Raw genomic sequence first — 13,814 nt, forward strand, 5'->3', positions numbered from 1 at the left:
ACTCTTACATACTAACGGCTATCGAGAGTTACTTTTTGCTCCTTTTTAGAAAATTTTGTATAGTTATCCACAGTTACGTACAATTAAATCATCAAGGAGGAATACATATGATAGATTTACGAAGTGATACGGTGACAAAGCCCACATTAAGAATGAGGCAGGCCGCATTTGATGCCGAAGTGGGAGACGATGTCTACACGGAAGATCCAAGTGTAATTAAATTAGAAGAAAAAGCGGCAGGGATGCTTGGAAAAGAAGCGGCGCTCTTTGTAACGAGCGGAACGCAAGGCAATCAGATCGCTGCCCTCACCCACTGTAATACGGGTGATGAAGTGCTGCTTGAAGCGGATGCTCACCTTTTTCTATATGAAGGGGCCTCCATGTCTGCGCTGGCCGGCGTGCAGCCGCGGACGATCCAGGGAAATCGGGGAGCGATGGATCCGAAAGAAGTAGAAGCAGCGATTCGCCCCGATGACATTCATTTCCCTGAAACCGGCATGATTTGTATAGAAAATACGCACAACAAAGCAGGCGGCGCCATCGTGCCTTTAGAAAATATGCAGGCGATCTACGGCGTCGCCCGTGAATATGGCATTCCCGTTCATTTGGATGGAGCGCGATTATTTAATGCAGCAGCTGCTTCCGGCGTGTCTATTGACCATTATGCCGCACAAGCGGATACGGTGCAATTCTGTTTATCAAAAGGTCTTGGCGCCCCGGTTGGATCCATCATCACAGGTTCGGCGGATTTCATTCGCAAAGCAAGAAAGTGGCGAAAAAGACTCGGCGGCGGACTGCGCCAGGTCGGCGTCATCGCTGAACCTGGATATATCGCCCTGACGGAGATGGCAGACCGCTTAGTAGAGGATCACGAAAATGCTAAAGCCTTGGCTGATCGATTAGCAGAGATGCCGGGTTTGACGATTGAAAATCAAGTGGATACGAATATCGTGCTCGTTAATACAGCAGGACGAGGGGAGACGGCGGAAGAGTTTTTAGAAATACTGAAGAAAAATGACATTCTGGCTGTACCGTTTGGACCGGAAACTGTCCGTTTTGTGACTCATTTTGATGTGAGCCGCGAGGATATTCAAACTGTCATTGACCGCATTCATCGATTAGCGCTTTAAAGGAAATTTCCCTATGGTTAAGCAGAAGCAAATACTGCGGGACACCTGTGCAAAAAACGAATAAACCGAGACCCCCGCAGCATGGTTTTCGAGAGGGGAGCTCTAAATCAGGAATTTCGATTAAGTTATGGGCCAGCATCGACCTTCCCGTGAGGCCGCGAAAGAGCGAGCGGCAGCAGCTTCAGCGATTCAAGTAAATAACAGTGTTTTTTAAGCCCGGATGAACAGTGATCAGATGCTCTTTTGTAAGGAAAGCGTTAATTTTCTCAGATTTTCGGGAATCCCGCCCATGATTGTCAATTTTTTAGATATACTATAAATAAAAGACGAGTGTGAGGGGGCCAATGATGAAAAGGCGCTGGCTGATCATTGTAGCAGCTTTATTGATCATTAGTTTAGGTTTTAATTATTACCAATATCAATCGCACGAAGCAGAGCTCACGGATATTAAAAGGAACGATGTTACTGCCATGAGAGGACTTGCGACCGAACTGGCTGTCCTCATTGGAGATGAAGACGCCTCTGATGGAGAAATCAGAGCCCTGGCTTTTTCGCTCAATCGGATGACATCGGATTTGGCCCAGAGCCAGCAGTATTATCCTGGCGGCAATGCAGATCATGACTTTTATCAAAAGCTCGCACGGACCTTATTGAGCTTTGTGTCTCAAAATGATGTGACACAGATGCCGATCCAGACGAGGGATGTTATTTTTCAAAACATTATGAGCAGTCTCGGCACGAAAGATGCAGAATATCTGGAACAACAGCTTGTTCAACTGAAAGAGCAGGAATAAAAGCGTGTAGCTAAAGCAGCTTTTTTAGTGCCTTGAAAGCGGACGTACGGACCGTTGGTAAGGGACACTTTTCCTGACTTAGAGAACAGACCTTATCATGTCATCAGATAAATGGATATTCCTACCTAAAAAAGCCTCATGGGAAAAATAAGAAATAAAGGAAAGAAACCACTTAAAGCATGTTGACAATAAATTACAGGGTTTTATAATGAAAATAACGGCCGGTACAAGCGCGTCTTGTATCGGCTATTTTCCTTTGTTTTATTGGTTAACCTTACTATTTATCAAAATAATTCAGAATGAAAATAATCTTATGCCAAAATCGGGTACATCAACAGAAAAGCAGGAAAGTACCGGGTGATTTTAGATCAGGAAGTAACGAAACCAATCGAAGGTTCAATCGTTGTAGCCAGTGAAGCCGAACCAGGGAGCCAGCAGTGGGATACGAAGATGGAGAAGTACTATGTGACCCATGAGCAACACGGAAATCTATTTGTCTTTAAACAGCTTAGAAGCTTAAGGAAGGACACGGCGTCCGCTTTGATTTGATGCTGGAAACCTTTGAAACTGTAGGGAACCCGTAAGAATAACACGTCTAAAATGAAGAACCTCACAATATAAAAAGAAAAGTGAGCCTTTCAACATATCAGGGGAGAAATTAATGACAAAGGGGAAATAAACTATGTGCGGATTTATCGGTATTTTGCACAATCAAGGAAAATTATCTGCTCAAGATCGACAGTTGTTTGTAGAGAACAATAATTGGATTAAGCACCGTGGTCCTGACGATGAGGGATATTATTATGATGAGCATATTGCTTTAGGGTTCCGCCGCTTAAGCATTATTGACATTGAAAGCGGCCACCAGCCGTTTATGTTTGAAGACGAGCGCTTCTGGATGGTTTTTAACGGCGAGATTTACAACTATGTCGAGCTGCGCCAGCAATTAATCGAAAAAGGCTATACGTTCAATACAGAATCCGATACCGAGGTCATCGCTGTTCTTTTCCAGGATAAAAAAGAAGAAGCCTTTAAAGATTTACGCGGCATGTTCAGTATCCTGATCTGGGATAAACAGCAGAAGGAATTATACGGAGCGCGCGATCCATTCGGCATCAAGCCGCTTTATTATTATGAAACAGCGGATGAAATCGCTTTTGCTTCAGAGAAAAAATCACTGAGTGAGAGCATGAATGATGTATCTCCGCTCGCACTGCAGCATTATTTAAGCTACCAGTACGTCCCTGAGCCGCTGACGATGACAGAAGGCGTACATAAGGTAGAACCAGGACACTACTTTGTGAAAAAGCCAAACGAGCCGCTTCAAATGGAGCGCTATTTCCACGCGGCGTTCCAGCCGACCATCTCTGATGAAGCGCGCCAGATCAAGCGTATTCAGGATGTTCTGTTTGATTCTGTTGATGTGCATATGCGCAGTGACGTGCCGGTAGGATCATTTCTATCCGGCGGCATCGACTCGTCCTTAATCGTATCGATCGCCCGTCAGTTTAATCCGAATATTAAAACCTTCTCCGTCGGTTTTGAGCGCGAAGGCTATTCTGAGGTGGATGTAGCCAAGGAAACAGCGGCGGCTCTTAACGTCGAGAACCACGATTATTTAATTACAGCCGATGAGTATGTAAGTAAGCTTCCGAAAATCATGTGGCACATGGACGATCCATTAGCAGATCCAGCCTGTGTCCCGCTTTACTTCGTAGCCCGTGAAGCCCGCAAGCACGTCACGGTTGTGCTTTCCGGGGAAGGCGCGGATGAGCTGTTTGGCGGATATAACATTTACCGCGAGCCGGAATCGTTAAAAGCGTTCCACTCCATGCCGGGGCTTTTGAAAAAAGCCTTACACCAGGTTGCCCGCGTGCTTCCTGAAGGCGTGCGCGGCAAGAGTCTGCTTGAGCGCGGGACAACACCGCTGAAAGACCGCTACATCGGCAATGCAAAAATGTTTGAAGAAGCCGACAAGCAGCGCCTGCTTACGAATTATGCGAAGGAATATCCGTATCAGTCCATTACGAAGCGGATGTACGAAACGGCCCATGAATATCACCCGACTCACCAAATGCAGTACGTGGATATTCATACATGGCTGCGCGGCGACATCTTACTAAAAGCCGATAAAATGACAATGGCCAACTCTCTGGAGCTCCGCGTACCGTTCTTAGATAAAGAAGTCTTTCACGTGGCGCGCGAACTGTCTGTGGGCAGCACCATCGCTGACGGTACAACGAAATCGATCCTTAGAAAAGCCGCCCGCGGCATCGTGCCCGATCACGTGCTTGACCGTAAGAAGCTCGGCTTCCCAGTGCCGATCCGCCACTGGTTAAGAAACGAGCTGTACGACTGGGCGAAGGATCTGATCAACAGCAGCCCGACCGACTACTTGATTAACAAACAATTCGTCCGCGATCTGCTGGAAGCCCACGTACAGCAGCGCGGCGACTACTCCCGCAAGATCTGGACAGTGCTGATGTTCATGATCTGGCACCAAATTTATATCGAAGGCATCTATTCCTTCGATGACCTGCAAAAAGAGGATGAAACAGAAAGTAAAGTCCTTCAGCAGGCAGCGCTTGCGAACTAAATAAAGGAAGAAGCGGGCCTTTCGCCCGTATGGTTCCAAAAGAAAAGAGTCAGCTCCCACGCGCGAGCTGACTCTTTTTATAATTCCATCGTTTCTTTTAAAAGCTGGAGATCCTTTGACACCAGCACCGCATCTAATAAGAAATCTTCCTCTGACACCTCCGGCAGCTGAAACAGCGTAAACATCACTTCACAGCCCAGCCCGTTTGGCACGACCCGCATCGGATTTAAAATCTCCCCGCCTGATCCCATCGTCACATAATGGTCGAGCACGCCATACGAATTTTTTTCAACAAACTGGACCTTCGCCCAGCCATCCTCGGTTTCCACGATCCAGTCGCCGTCTTTTTTTGCGACAGCCAGGCAGAACGACTTCGCCCACGCCGCCAGATTCATAGGCTCATGCACGAAGCGATAGACTTCCTCCATCGGCCGATTTATCGACACACTTACGGTTTTAGATTCATACATAAGCAAGCAACTCCTTCACCCAACTGATACCCTATTTTCTAAGAAAATGATCCTGAAAAATATAAAAAATTGGAAAAAGGAGGATACCCCTTATGCGACCAGACGCTTGCGGTAGTATTTCAGGAAGCCGACAAAGATGAGAATCGACCCGGCGATGTTACACAGCACACGAAAGACGTGCACGACCAGGAACTCCCGAGCGGTTTGTTTTAAAAATTCCACACTGTGAATGTTCGCTCCTTCAATGAACATCATCTCATTGCGCGGCCATTCAAAAATCACCGAAGCGGCTCCTTCTGCGACAATCATCAGCATACTTGCGAGCACCCAGCAGCGGGCGTGTTTGTGGCGCCATGCCAGCACGACCGCCACCAATCCCGTTAAAATGCTTAAGAAGCCAAGCGGCGGAAAGTACGTGTTCGGCGCAGCCACCGCCATGAATTCCATCCCAATCTCGAAGGAATGCGGAATGTTGTAAAAAATATTAGGATACACCATAAACGTTTGTAAAAAAATACTGCCTAGCATAATCAGCTGAACCCATAAATGACCCGTAATAAAGCCAAATGTAAACTTCTCTCTCATATGTTTCTCCTCCTTAGTTCATCACTTTTCTTAAGACCAGCAGCAATCACGCCGGCGGTTCATTGTCCTTCACTCCTTTGCTGTCTCTATCATAGAAATCATTTCTAACTAAACTCTTATTGGATTCTTAAATATTTATTAAATCCTGCCGAAAAAACCTATACTGGTAGTTAAGAAAAAGTTTAGAATTGGGTTTTAGAATGGAGAGAGAGTTTGAATGTCAGGAAATTAACTCGCTTTCCGCGGACGACCGGCCAAGCCTCCTCACTTCGTTCCGGGGTCTCGGCAGGCCGTTTTTCCGCAGGAGTCTCGTCATTTTCCTCTCCATCTCAAACGCCATAAAAGAAAGCAGGTGAACGGCTGTGTCGATTCGAAAGAGATTACTATTATCTAATCTGGCTATGATTGTTTTACCGATTGCTGCCCTTATACTTATGGAAATCTTCTTAGGCCTCATTATGTTTCGTATATTGAACTTAGATCCAGGGAGCAGCCTTGAGAGGTTCACGCAAATCCGTTTTATCGGCATTATCATCATCCTGATCGTGACGAACGGGCTGTTGACCTACTATGTGTCCAAAACGATCATTAAGCCCGTGAGACAGCTCTCAGAAGCGACAAAGCGAATCGCCAATGGAGAGCTCAACTTTGAGATCGAGGCCGACCGCAGCGATGAACTCGGGGAGCTGGCTGAGAGCTTTGAAGCGATGAGAAGGAAGCTGCAGGAAGCCGAAGAGCTCCAGAAAAAATATGAAGCCGGCCGCAAGGAGCTGATCGCAAGTATCTCGCATGACCTGAAGACACCGATTACTTCCATTAAGGGGTATGTAGAAGGCATCCGGGACGGCGTCGCCGACACGCCGGAGAAGCAGGAGCGGTATATCGATACGATTTATAAGAAAGCGAACGAGATGGACCACTTGATCGATGAGCTGTTCCACTACTCCAAGCTTGATGTGAACCGCGTCCCGTTTCATTTTGAAAAAGTGGATCTGTATGCTTACTTTGAGGATTACTTAGAGGAGATCAGGCTTCATACGGATGTGAAGGTAGAGCTTTGGCCTAAGGAGAAGCAGACCTTCTTCGTAAAGGCCGACTGGGAACAGCTCAACCGTGTCGTCACAAACATCATCCATAACAGTCTAAAAAATATGGATAAAGACGAGAAGATACTGCAGGTGGAGATTAAGGAAGTCAATGATCACATCAAGGCGGTCATAGGCGATAATGGCAAGGGAATTCCAAGAGGAGACCTGCCGCATATTTTTGAACAGTTTTATAGGGCGGATCCAGCGAGAAGCGCGTCCGCCGGCGGCAGCGGACTAGGTCTTGCCATCGTGAAAAAGATCGTCGAGGAGCACGGCGGCCAAATCAAAGCGAAAAGCGATCAAGGGAAAGGAACGAAGGTGGCCTTTACGCTGGAAAAATGGGAGGAGGGGAATTAGTGGAGAGGATCCTCATTATTGAAGATGAGCGTGAGATTGCCGAGCTCGAACGCGATTACTTGGAAATGAACGGGTTCGCGGTTGATATTGAAGCAGACGGAGCCGCCGGCCTTAAGAAAGCATTAGACGCCGAATACGATCTCCTTCTGCTTGATTTAATGCTGCCGGGTACAAGCGGGTTTGAGATTTGTAAAAAAGTGAGGAAGGAAAAAGAGATTCCGATTCTGATGATCACCGCCAAAACCGATGATATCGATAAGGTGAGAGGTCTTGGTCTCGGCGCCGATGATTACATCGTCAAGCCCTTTAGCCCAAACGAGCTCGTCGCCCGCGTCAAAGCCCACCTGGCAAGGTATAAGCGGCTTGTGAAAAAGGAAGACACCGAGAAGGATATCAGAGTGAGAGGACTTCATATTGACCGGACGTCGCGGAGAGTTTTTGTCAATGGGGAAGAAAAGACACTCACAGCGAAAGAGTACGACCTGCTCGTATTTATGGCGCTTCACCCGAATCGTGTGTTCAGCAAAGACGATTTATTTGAGCGGATCTGGGGGTTTGATGCATTGGGCGATAACACGACGGTGACTGTCCATGTGAGGAGGATTCGCGAGAAAATAGAAGACGACCCTTCGAAGCCTAAGTTTATTGATACGATCTGGGGCGTGGGCTATCGGTTTTTGCTATAAGAAAGCCACGGTGTATGCCGTGGTTTTTGTTTTTTAAGTCAATTAGACTCTCTAGTCACATTGCGAAACTCTGTTAAGAAAGTCCACAAACCCGCTGACCTCTTCCTGGTAAGCGCATCCATTTTTGACTTTTCTGACAGATGCGTTAACATAACAAATGTGAGAGTATTTAAATTCCAACTCAAGGAGGCGGATCAATTGTTTAAAACCATCACTCTCGAACGCACACCGTGCGAAGGAGAGTCCCCTGTTTACAAAATCAGCATTTCAAGCGAAGGAGAAGTCGACTGGGAAGGACAGCAATTTGTTCAAAAGGAAGGCCACCACACGTGGAGCCTCACCGACGAACAAGTCGAGCAGCTGCAAGAGCTGATCGAAGACTTTAACTATATGTCCTATCAGTACATTCAAGGAGATCGACACTCTGCCGCTGACCACCCCTACTGCATGACATCCGTTCAAGATGAAAAAGGCTGTTATCGGGAAATCAACCACTACCTCGGAGACACCCTGCAGATTGGAAGAGACCTCGAAACATTCGAAGAGAAGGTTGAAGAAATTGCAGGCACCCACGCCTATATCGGCACCCTGAATCCAAGCTAAAATGAATCGGGGCGAGCGGCCGATGCTATATCGACTCCAGCGTCTCTTTCAACTGACGCAGATCATTTGCCGCCATCGCCCCATCCAATAAAAAATTCTCCTCAGACACCTCAGGAAGCCGAAAAATCGTCAGCATTACCTCACAGCGATCCTTATGAGGCACCACCCGCATCGGATAATATAATTCCTCCCCATTAACCAATCTCAGCGTAAAATCCAGCACCCCATAAGAATTCTCTGTCTCAAACTGCACACGAGCCGTACCATCACCCGACTCGACGTACCAGTCCTTCTTTTTCTGCGCCACCGACACACAAAAAGAATTCGCCCAGGCTGCCAAATTCATCGGTTCCCTTACGAAGCCGTAGACATCGCTGCTTTTTTTGTTGATCATCATTCCAATTGTTCTCGCCTCAAACATACCCTTCCTCCTCGTCCTGATCAGGCTTTCGTCCCTTTAGTCTCAGCTAACTCACCCAAAAATATTTGTTAAAAAAAGTGCCTGTTCCTCATCAAAGGAACAGGCACTCATTTTATTGATAATTGACAATGGCCGGGCTCGGATCGAGCTTCACGACTTCTTCCGGTGTCATGACAGGCTCATCTTTATCATAGAAAACCTTAAAGCCGCCATACTGGGAAGGCTTATCGCGCACATACTTTTTGTACAGCGCCATTTTGTCGGTGGAGGATCCCCAGCCGTCAAAATTGAGGGCGACTTCCACGTTGTCGGTCGGCTGAATCGCATCTTTATTCGTCAGCACATGCTCTGTGAACTGGTGGACGAGCACGAACTTATCGGGCAAGTCGTTTTCCTCGGTCAGCTTGGAAACATATTCGACGGCTTCCTGCACCTCCTGTCCATCGACCTGGCCGAGATCTTCTCCCGGAACTTCGCCTTCATCGACCTGGAATTCGGTATCGATCGCCAGGTGGACGTTCGGGTGCTTGAGCCATTTCTCAATGCTCTTCACCTGGTTCATGACGGTATCTGTCCCGAGCTGGATATCGAGAAGAACGATGGCATCATGCTTCTCCGCGAGTTTTACATACTCCTCGATTTTTTCATCCGAAAGCTTAGTCACGTAATTTCCATCCGGCCCTGGAACTCGGTGGGCCATCGTTGTAATCAGTTCAATCGTTGGAACGGCCGGACGCTTGGGATCGGCATCCGAGTAGGCCTGCGCCTGTTCTTTCAGCTGCTTCATAAACTCCTCCGGCTCCATTGTGCCGAGAATTCCCATATTTTCTGATTGAGGGGTGCCGTAATAGGCAACGAGCCGATGGTCTTTAAGCGGGCCGGTCGTCTGATCTTCCATATCCTTAGCCAGCGTCTCACCGGCAGGGACGGCACGCTCAGGTTCGCCGCCTAAGGCGAGCTGCTGCTCCGGCATATTTTTAAGCTCCTCCTCAGACAGGCTCTCCTTTAAAGGGACCGCATCTTCAGACGGCTCTAGCGCTTGATAGGGCGGATCCGGCTCCTCCTTCTGTTCCGGTTCACTTTCTTTTTTAGGAGCTTCCTCTGCCTTCTGATCAGAGGTCGAAGTCTCTTCTGAACAAGCCGCCAGAAGAATCGTAAGTAATGCCGCTAACAGCAGCCACGAGAATTTTTTCATGATGTCGACACTTCCTTTAAATAGTAAAGATTGGTCATAAAGGTACAATATAGAAGGAATCCTAACATATTTTTCAATGGCTGAGGCTGTTGTAATGAGATTGAAAAAGAATCATAACAAAGCCTTAAGCATGCCGGTCAATCTGCTGGACGATCTCCTCACAGATTTCATGGGTGGTCAGCGAATCCTCAATCGACGGATCCGGTATTTTATCATGCTTCACACAATCAAGAAAGTGATCAACAATTTGGTAAAAGCCCCGCTTCGATAGCGTAGGCTCCCAGCCGCCATACGTGGAAAGATTCTCGTCCTTATTGTGATAGTGCGTCGTTTCTGTCAGGTTATCGACGACGTATTTATGATGGCCAGCCGTATATTCAATGATCTCCTCGGTCACGCCGCCATTACGGTTCATAATGCCAAGCGCCTGACAGCCCTCGCCGATCAGCTGAACGACCAGCTGATCAAGAAGCTCCCCATCCAGCAGGAAATCCACCTTTATTTCCTTCACTTCCGTGTCCATTAAAAACCGGAGCGTGTCCACAACATGGACGAAATCTTCAACGACAAACCGCCTCGGCTCATCTGCCGCATCGAAGCGGTTCTTCTGCATGATCAGCAGGTTCGGCTTCCCATGCCCCTTAAGCTCATTCACAGCCGAAATAAACCGGCGGTTAAAGCCGACTATCGCAATCCTGCCAGTTTCACGCGCCAGCTCGACGATTCGCTGCGTCTCCTTGAAATTCAAAGAGATCGGCTTATCTATGTATACATGGATCCCATGCTCAAGCAGCTCCTCCACAATCTCCGCATGAGCCTCTGTCGCTGCACTGATAAACACCGCATCCACCTGCTTAGCCATCAGGCCATCGACGGACTCAACCTTCTCCATGATGCGATACTTATCCGCCAAACGATCCAGCGTCTCTTTATTTCTCGTACAAAGCACAAGCTCAATCCCTTCCTTTTGAGAAAGCACAGGCAAGTACGCTTTCTGAGCGATATCACCTAACCCAACAATTCCAATTCTCATCGTAAAACCTCCTGATTGAAAAACTGTATCCTTCTCATACCCCAAATCATCGGGAGAGAACCTCATAAAAAAACGACCATTCATGATAAAATGGAAGCAGAATGACAATCTGGAGGATTCTCTTATGAAAATTACCATTATCTCGGTCGGAAAACTAAAAGAAAAATACTTAAAGCAGGGCATCAACGAATACATTAAACGCCTGGCCCCCTATGCCAAGGTCGATATCGTCGAAGTCCCCGATGAAAAAGCACCCGAAAACCTAAGTGAAGCGCAAATGCTGGAAGTGAAACAGAAGGAAGGCGAGCGAATTCTCGCCAAAATCCAGCCGGATACACACGTCATTACGCTGGAGATTGAAGGCAAGCAGCTGACTTCTGAAAAACTCGCCAAGCAGCTCGATGACCTGGCGACGTATGGAAAGAGCAAGGTAGCGTTTGTAATTGGAGGATCACTGGGTCTCAGTGATGAGGTGCTGCAGCGCAGTGATTATGGACTGTCTTTTTCGAAGATGACGTTTCCTCATCAGCTGATGCGGTTGATGCTGGTGGAGCAGGTGTATCGGGCGTTTAAGATTAATCGGGGAGAACCGTACCACAAATAAAGACGAAGTGCTTACCCCGTTAAATGGAGTGGTCAAGCGGCTGGTATAAAGCTAGTAGAATGGAAAAAGTTTTTCTATCGATTAAAAATTTTAAAACAACGTCACCTCCCCTCATCCTTCTTTCGATTATAGAAGTGAGGGGCATTTTTATGCCATTTTTAAAAGAGGAGAGATGACTATGAATTACTTAAAAGAACTAAACGCGTTTTATGATCTCGTTGAATTAGATTCCCTATACGGTTCAGCTACCCTGTTGCTAAGAGGGGTCTTTTTTAAATAGAAGCATATAGGAGTACCACTTACCCCACCATCTCAGCTTCGAGCTCTCTTTTTCTCTCCAACTTTTTATAAACCAAAGCCACCAGCAGCGATGGAATCGTACATACGATCATTCCTAAGAATGCATACCCAGGCTCAATCTCATATAAGAATCCACCGAAAATAGTAAATACAGCTGTGCTCCAGCTAAGCGCCAAGGCTGAGTAGATCCCTTGTGCCTTCGGAATCTCCGCAGGCGCAATGTTTTTGATTAAGTACTGCATGAACGCGTAATGCCCCATCGCAAATGAGCAGGCATGCAGCACCTGCGAGATCGAGAAGACCGCAACGTTTGGAAAAGCAAATACTAGAATCCAGCGTATCGTGGATCCAAGGGCGGCAAGGATCAGCAGCGAGCCTGGTGAGAAGCTGCGAAAGGCCTTGTCGGCCATAATGAAAAATATGATTTCAGCAATAACGGCGATGTTAATGATCGCGCCAATTAAGTAGGTCGGTGCCTCGATTTCCTGTAAATAGATATAGCCATAGTTGTAATAAGAAGCGTGGGCCGCTTGCAGTAAGATGACGACAATCAGCACGATGCCGAAATGCTTCACCTTAAATAACTGAAGCAGGCCGCCTTTATGGGTCTCATCGGCTTGTGGCTTTTCAGATAAAACATCAGGGGCGCGTAAGACTCCTAGACATAGGAAGGCAAATAGCCCGGTCAGCAGGGCCCATAAAATCACTTCATCGCCAAATCTCCCGGTAAAGAGGGTAAGGATCATCCCGCCGACAACGAATCCGATCGAGCCCCACGAGCGGCTCTTTCCGTAATCCCGCAGCTGCCTATGCTGCACAAGTACGCCGGCCGCGGTATCTAAGGCAGGCATCAGGGTAGGGTAGAAAAAGTGTAAAAATAAAACGACGACAAGTAAGCTCGTAAACGAATTGGCCGGAATAGATAGCAGCAGGGCCATAAATGTGCCGATGGTCATTCCGTTCAGTAATGTTTTACTGCTGAATTTCTCTGATAATTGAGGAAAGACGAATAAGGTGGAGAGACCGCGGATCACCAGTCCTAAGCTCATAATTAAGCTTGCCTCAGACACCGTCATTCCCTTCGTATGGATCATCCACCCTGTAAAATAAGGCAGGAATATCCCCCACGTTAAATAGAAACTAAAAAATTGTCTGCTCATCCAGCGATGTGTGTTCATGTCGATTCCTCCAATGATTGCATCATATCAGGAAGAAACATACAATAATATGAGAAATCTCATAGTTTGGGTGGATAAAAATGAAAAAAATCAACAAGCAGGCAAGGCTGAACTATTTAAAGAAGTACTCAATTTCCCATTTGTTCTCATTTCCGATTGAAGAGTTTATCGAAGTCCATGAATACGAGCGGGATGAATGGATCATCCGGGAAGGCATGCGCCCGGACTATTTATTTTACGTGGTGGAGGGAAAAGCGAAAATCTATGTGACGTACCAAAACGGCAAGAGCTCCCTGATCAATTTTATTAATGCCGATGAATATATCGGTGAAATGGAGCTCGTCAATGAGATATACTACACAAAAGGGGTCGAAACCTCCACGAAGACCATCTGCTTTGCGATTCCTCTTCACCGCTTCCGTGAACAGCTGCTTGAGGATACGAAATTTCTTCGCGAGCTGACGAAGTTCTTAAGTATTAAAGCCGGTAAAATGGCGGAGAAGTACTCGCAAAGTCTCTCCTTCCCGCTCGAAAACCGGCTGGCCGATTTTATCCTGCAGACCGCTGATGGAGAGGTCTATAAGGAGAAGCATGTTACGGTCTGTGATTTTCTAGGCGTCTCCTACAGACACTTACTGCACGTATTGTCCCAGTTCTGTGAGAAAGGGTATTTGAAAAAGCAAGGGCACCAGTACCATATCCAGAATCGGGATCGGTTACATGAGCTGGCAGGGGTGCTGAAGAATGAGGGAGGGTTGTGATAGGAAGCTGGCC

Annotated in this window: 15 protein-coding genes; 9 read left to right on the plus strand and 6 right to left on the minus strand. The window is 47.1% G+C overall.

Translation table 11 applies throughout. The features are described from left to right. Positions 1–107: 107 nt before the first annotated feature. The 4 genes from ltaE to asnB all read left to right on the plus strand — a co-directional run bounded on the left by ltaE (position 108) and on the right by asnB (position 4,520). A complete protein-coding gene (gene ltaE, locus HUS26_RS16520; RefSeq protein WP_173918139.1) occupies positions 108–1,130 on the plus strand; it encodes a low-specificity L-threonine aldolase in 1,023 nt (340 codons plus the stop codon). A 347-nt stretch (positions 1,131–1,477) separates the two neighbouring features. Further along, on the plus strand, positions 1,478–1,924 hold the full coding sequence (locus HUS26_RS16525; protein WP_173918140.1) for a hypothetical protein: 447 nt from the start codon (positions 1,478–1,480) through the stop codon (positions 1,922–1,924). 357 nt (positions 1,925–2,281) lie between these two features. Then, a complete protein-coding gene (locus tag HUS26_RS16530; RefSeq protein ID WP_173918141.1) occupies positions 2,282–2,473 on the plus strand; it encodes a hypothetical protein in 192 nt (63 codons plus the stop codon). A 133-nt stretch (positions 2,474–2,606) separates the two neighbouring features. After that, the gene (gene asnB, locus HUS26_RS16535) at positions 2,607–4,520 is read left to right on the plus strand and encodes an asparagine synthase (glutamine-hydrolyzing) (protein WP_173918142.1); all 1,914 of its coding nucleotides are present in this window, start codon (positions 2,607–2,609) and stop codon (positions 4,518–4,520) included. A 77-nt stretch (positions 4,521–4,597) separates the two neighbouring features. Here asnB and HUS26_RS16540 read toward each other — a convergent pair whose 3' ends face one another. Continuing rightward, entirely contained in the window at positions 4,598–4,990 is a 393-nt protein-coding gene (locus HUS26_RS16540; protein WP_173918143.1) for an SRPBCC family protein, read from the minus strand. Positions 4,991–5,080: 90 nt separating this feature from the next. Further along, complete coding sequence (locus HUS26_RS16545) at positions 5,081–5,575, minus strand: hypothetical protein (RefSeq protein WP_173918144.1); 495 nt, start codon at positions 5,573–5,575, stop codon at positions 5,081–5,083. A gap of 362 nt (positions 5,576–5,937) precedes the next feature. Here HUS26_RS16545 and HUS26_RS16550 point away from each other — a divergent pair, with 362 nt between their 5' ends. The 3 genes from HUS26_RS16550 (at position 5,938) to HUS26_RS16560 (ending at position 8,309) form a co-directional block, all read left to right on the plus strand. Then, positions 5,938–7,020 (plus strand): cell wall metabolism sensor histidine kinase WalK, encoded by a 1,083-nt coding sequence (locus tag HUS26_RS16550; RefSeq protein WP_173918145.1) that lies wholly within the window; start codon positions 5,938–5,940, stop codon positions 7,018–7,020. Then, positions 7,020–7,706 carry a response regulator transcription factor gene (locus tag HUS26_RS16555; protein WP_173918146.1) on the plus strand — a complete coding sequence of 229 codons (687 nt, stop codon included), beginning with the start codon at positions 7,020–7,022 and terminating at the stop codon, positions 7,704–7,706. The genes HUS26_RS16550 and HUS26_RS16555 overlap by 1 nt, the downstream gene beginning before the upstream one ends. Before the next feature lie 198 nt (positions 7,707–7,904). Continuing rightward, positions 7,905–8,309, plus strand: coding sequence for a DUF6438 domain-containing protein (locus HUS26_RS16560; protein ID WP_173918147.1), 405 nt, complete (start codon positions 7,905–7,907; stop codon positions 8,307–8,309). A gap of 25 nt (positions 8,310–8,334) precedes the next feature. Here HUS26_RS16560 and HUS26_RS16565 read toward each other — a convergent pair whose 3' ends face one another. The 3 genes from HUS26_RS16565 to HUS26_RS16575 all read right to left on the minus strand — a co-directional run bounded on the left by HUS26_RS16565 (position 8,335) and on the right by HUS26_RS16575 (position 10,958). Further along, positions 8,335–8,730 carry an SRPBCC family protein gene (locus tag HUS26_RS16565; protein ID WP_173918148.1) on the minus strand — a complete coding sequence of 132 codons (396 nt, stop codon included), beginning with the start codon at positions 8,728–8,730 and terminating at the stop codon, positions 8,335–8,337. A gap of 112 nt (positions 8,731–8,842) precedes the next feature. Continuing rightward, positions 8,843–9,925, minus strand: a complete 1,083-nt coding sequence (locus tag HUS26_RS16570) for a hypothetical protein (protein ID WP_173918149.1) — start codon at positions 9,923–9,925, stop codon at positions 8,843–8,845. Between the two features lie 124 nt (positions 9,926–10,049). Continuing rightward, positions 10,050–10,958, minus strand: coding sequence for a Gfo/Idh/MocA family protein (locus HUS26_RS16575; protein WP_173918150.1), 909 nt, complete (start codon positions 10,956–10,958; stop codon positions 10,050–10,052). Between the two features lie 124 nt (positions 10,959–11,082). On the opposite strand from HUS26_RS16575, the gene rlmH reads away from it, so the two are divergent. Further along, positions 11,083–11,562, plus strand: coding sequence for a 23S rRNA (pseudouridine(1915)-N(3))-methyltransferase RlmH (gene rlmH, locus HUS26_RS16580; protein ID WP_173918151.1), 480 nt, complete (start codon positions 11,083–11,085; stop codon positions 11,560–11,562). A gap of 299 nt (positions 11,563–11,861) precedes the next feature. Here the strand turns inward: rlmH and HUS26_RS16585 are convergent, their stop codons facing one another. Then, positions 11,862–13,040, minus strand: coding sequence for an MFS transporter (locus HUS26_RS16585; RefSeq protein WP_173918152.1), 1,179 nt, complete (start codon positions 13,038–13,040; stop codon positions 11,862–11,864). A gap of 80 nt (positions 13,041–13,120) precedes the next feature. Here HUS26_RS16585 and yeiL point away from each other — a divergent pair, with 80 nt between their 5' ends. Further along, positions 13,121–13,801: a transcriptional regulator YeiL gene (gene yeiL, locus HUS26_RS16590; protein WP_173918153.1), complete on the plus strand. Its 681-nt coding sequence runs from the start codon at positions 13,121–13,123 to the stop codon at positions 13,799–13,801. The last annotated feature ends 13 nt before the right edge of the window (positions 13,802–13,814 follow it).

The sequence above is a fragment of the Halobacillus sp. Marseille-Q1614 genome (assembly GCF_902809865.1).
In the GTDB taxonomy this organism is placed as follows: Bacteria; Bacillota; Bacilli; order Bacillales; family Halobacillaceae; genus Halobacillus_A.

Excerpts from the sequence above, each read along its gene's own strand:
- ltaE (WP_173918139.1), top strand. The coding sequence starts at position 108 with ATGATAGATTTACGAAGTGATACGGTGACAAAGCCCACATTAAGAATG.
- HUS26_RS16525 (WP_173918140.1), top strand. The coding sequence starts at position 1,478 with ATGAAAAGGCGCTGGCTGATCATTGTAGCAGCTTTATTGATCATTAGT.
- asnB (WP_173918142.1), top strand. The coding sequence starts at position 2,607 with ATGTGCGGATTTATCGGTATTTTGCACAATCAAGGAAAATTATCTGCT.
- HUS26_RS16540 (WP_173918143.1), bottom strand. The coding sequence starts at position 4,990 with ATGTATGAATCTAAAACCGTAAGTGTGTCGATAAATCGGCCGATGGAG.
- HUS26_RS16545 (WP_173918144.1), bottom strand. The coding sequence starts at position 5,575 with ATGAGAGAGAAGTTTACATTTGGCTTTATTACGGGTCATTTATGGGTT.
- HUS26_RS16565 (WP_173918148.1), bottom strand. The coding sequence starts at position 8,730 with ATGTTTGAGGCGAGAACAATTGGAATGATGATCAACAAAAAAAGCAGC.
- HUS26_RS16570 (WP_173918149.1), bottom strand. The coding sequence starts at position 9,925 with ATGAAAAAATTCTCGTGGCTGCTGTTAGCGGCATTACTTACGATTCTT.
- HUS26_RS16575 (WP_173918150.1), bottom strand. The coding sequence starts at position 10,958 with ATGAGAATTGGAATTGTTGGGTTAGGTGATATCGCTCAGAAAGCGTAC.
- rlmH (WP_173918151.1), top strand. The coding sequence starts at position 11,083 with ATGAAAATTACCATTATCTCGGTCGGAAAACTAAAAGAAAAATACTTA.
- HUS26_RS16585 (WP_173918152.1), bottom strand. The coding sequence starts at position 13,040 with ATGAACACACATCGCTGGATGAGCAGACAATTTTTTAGTTTCTATTTA.
- yeiL (WP_173918153.1), top strand. The coding sequence starts at position 13,121 with ATGAAAAAAATCAACAAGCAGGCAAGGCTGAACTATTTAAAGAAGTAC.